The organism is Methylibium sp., assembly GCF_013817365.1.
Classification (GTDB): domain Bacteria; phylum Pseudomonadota; class Gammaproteobacteria; order Burkholderiales; family Burkholderiaceae_C; genus Methylibium.
On sequence record NZ_JACDCU010000495.1, the window covers coordinates 1 to 2863 of the forward strand.

A 2863-nucleotide genomic window follows, 5' to 3' on the forward strand; every position below is an offset into this window, starting at 1 on the left:
GGGATGTAGTCGGCGATCACCGTCACGTAGTCCTGACGGCCGGGCTCGTAGCTGCGGAACATGTAGAGGTCGGTGCCGTCAACGGCGCGGCCGCTCATGGCGAGGAAGGGCGCTTCGCGGTGGCTCGAGGCCAGGGCGCTGGTGCCGATGGCGGCCAGCGCGAGCGCTGTGGCGGTCAATGCGAGTCGGCCGGATCGGCGGGCAGGAACGTGAGAGGGCATGGAGGTCTCCAGAAGGTGAGTCGGTCGGACACGCTGCGCGCGGCGCAGGCAGCTTCGAACCCAGCCTGCGTTGCCGCTCGCAGCAGACTGCGAAGCGTCGATCGGCAAGACGTCTGGGGTTTCGGCTTGCTAGAAGGGCAAGCGAGGCGCCGTTCTAGGGGCTCGCCCCCCGAATGAGGGGGAGCTGTTGCAGCGGTGGTCAGCCGTTTTACTTTTGGATCACCGGCTTGTTGCAGGGCGCAGCAGGCGGGCCGGGCGAACGGCGAAATCGCCGCTGCCCTGCCCGGCGGACGCAAGAACGCCGGCACGTCACTACTGCCGTGCCGGCGCCGTTACCGGCAGTTGCTGCCGGCAGATTTACCGCCGTAATAGCGCGGTATGCGGCTGCATTACTCCCTTGCCCTTTGGGAGGGGGAGTAAGACCTCAGCGCTCCGGCGTCGCCTCGTTGCTGGCCAGGGACTCGTCTTCGCTGGCGTATTCCTTGAGCCGGTTGTACAGCGTCTTCAGGCTCACGCCGAGCACGGCCGCGGTGCGCTCCTTGTGGTTGTTGAAGTGCGCCAGCGTCGCCAGGATCAGGAGCCGTTCCGCCGCGGCCATCGAGGTGCCGAGCGGCAGCCTGATAGATGCCGCGCCGCCGATGTCCTGCGCCGCGCCGCCGTTGCTGCCGGCGCCCACCGACTCGTTGGGCAGCCATTCGTCGGTGATGGTCTCGGCCGCGGCCATGACGTAGGCGCGCTGCACCACGTTGCGCAGTTCGCGCACGTTGCCCGGCCAGCGGTAGCGCGACAGGCGCTGCAGCGCGGCCGGCGTGAAGCGTTTGTTCTGGCCTTCGCGCTGGCACACGTCGTGAAGGAAGTGCTCGGCCAGCAGGCCGACGTCCTCGCCGCGGTCCCGCAGCGGCGGCATGTCGATCGGGAACACGTTCAGCCGGTACATCAGGTCTTCGCGCAGCTTGCCCGAGGCCACCGCCTGGTCGGGCAGGCGGTTGGTGGCGGCGATGATGCGTACGTCGGACTGCTGGCTCGTCGTGGAGCCCACGCGCATGAAGGTGCCGGTCTCGAGCACGCGCAGCAGCTTGACCTGCAGGTCGAGCGGCATCTCCGTGATCTCGTCGAGGAAGAGCGTGCCGCCGTGGGCGCGCTCGAAGAAGCCCTGGTGCTGGCGCTCCGCGCCCGTGAAGCTGCCCTTCTCGTGGCCGAAGATCTCGCTTTCGATCAGGTTCGGGGAGATTGCCCCGCAATTGACCGCGAGGAAGGGACGCTTGCGGCGCCGGCTCAGATCGTGCACCGTCTGCGCCACGACCTCCTTGCCCGTGCCGCTTTCGCCGGTGATGAACACCGACACCGCGGTGCCGGCCACGCGCGCCACCTGTTCGTAGATGCGCTGCATCGGCGCCGAGCGGCCCCAGAGCTGGCCGAAGTGGCCCGTCTTTTCCCACTCTTTCGTGAGCGTCTGCAGCTCGGCCTTGAGGGCCGAGGGCCGCATCACGCGCGACAAGATGCCCTGCAGCTGCTTGATGTTGACCGGCTTGATGAGGTAGTCGGCGGCACCCAGGCGCAGCGCCTGGATCGAGGTTTCCAGGCTGGCGTGGCCGGTGATCAGCACCACCTCGGAGTGGGCGATGAGCTCGGCGTCTTCGAACAGCTCCATGCCGCTGCCGTCGGGCAACTGCAGGTCGAGCAGCACGATGTCGGGCTGCTGCAGGGCGATCTGGCGCCGCGCGTCGCGCAGCGTGTTGGCGGTCGCCACCGTGAAATCCTCGGTGGCGATCAGCGCGGCCATCATTTCGGCCGCGTCGGGCTCGTCTTCGACGATCAGGGCATGACTCAAGTCTTTTTCCTCGGGAGCGGCGAGCGAGGAGCACCTCGCCTGCCGCATCGGCAAATGGGTACAGCGGGGAGTGGCGCAATCGCGGTCCGGCCAGCACGCGCAGGCGCACCGGCACTCGGCAAGGATAGCGCGCGAAGCGCCTCGTTGCTGCAACGAGCGCAAAACGGGGGTGGGCATGGAGTTCGCGCCGCCGCCCACAAAGCCGCGCGCCGCGCACGATCTGCGGGGCGCTGCGCCGGCTGTAATGGCCGGGGCGGCTTGCAAGGGAAACGACCGTCGGCACAGTATTTGCCTCTGGGTCGCTGCGGAGCGTGCCGATTGGCGGTGCGACTCCCGATCAAACTCAACTCAAGGAGCTCAACATGATCAACCTCATCGTCTGGCTGATCGTCGGCGGCATCATCGGCTGGGTTGCCAGCATGATCATGCGCACGGACGGGCAACAAGGCATGTTCCTCAATGTCGTCGTGGGTATCGTCGGTGCGGCTCTGGGCGGCTGGCTCATCTCGCCGCTGCTCGGTTTGCCCTCCATCAACGACGGCGCGTTCAGCATCGGCGCATTGCTGGTGTCGCTGATCGGTGCGGTGATCCTGCTGGCCATCGTCAACCTGTTCCGCCGCGGCAGCGCACGCTAGAACGCGCTCAGGCCGCCAGCCGCAAGGCTTGCGGCAAGACTTACTGTTGACTTCGCATCCAGGGCGGGCCGGCACGGCCGGTCTCGCCCGCAAATACCCAACATATCAGGAGATTCCCAATGGCCACCACCCAAACGCCTTTCCCCACTTCGTCCAATTCGCCGGGTTCGTCTACC

The 2863-nt window shown here is 67.1% G+C and carries 3 protein-coding genes; 1 reads left to right on the forward strand and 2 read right to left on the reverse strand.

Features of this window, described 5'->3' with window-relative positions:
• Together H0W38_RS20335 and H0W38_RS20340 are read right to left on the reverse strand one after the other, a co-directional pair.
• Nucleotides 1-221: DUF4331 family protein (locus tag H0W38_RS20335; protein WP_292457598.1), on the reverse strand; the 221-nt coding region annotated here is incomplete at its 3' end.
• A gap of 424 nt (nt 222-645) precedes the next feature.
• The gene (locus H0W38_RS20340) at nt 646-2052 is read right to left on the reverse strand and encodes a sigma-54 dependent transcriptional regulator (protein WP_292457600.1); all 1407 of its coding nucleotides are present in this window, start codon (nt 2050-2052) and stop codon (nt 646-648) included.
• Between the two features lie 365 nt (nt 2053-2417).
• Between H0W38_RS20340 and H0W38_RS20345 the strand changes: the two genes are divergently transcribed.
• The gene (locus H0W38_RS20345; RefSeq protein WP_292443760.1) at nt 2418-2687 is read left to right on the forward strand and encodes a GlsB/YeaQ/YmgE family stress response membrane protein; all 270 of its coding nucleotides are present in this window, start codon (nt 2418-2420) and stop codon (nt 2685-2687) included.
• The last annotated feature ends 176 nt before the right edge of the window (nt 2688-2863 follow it).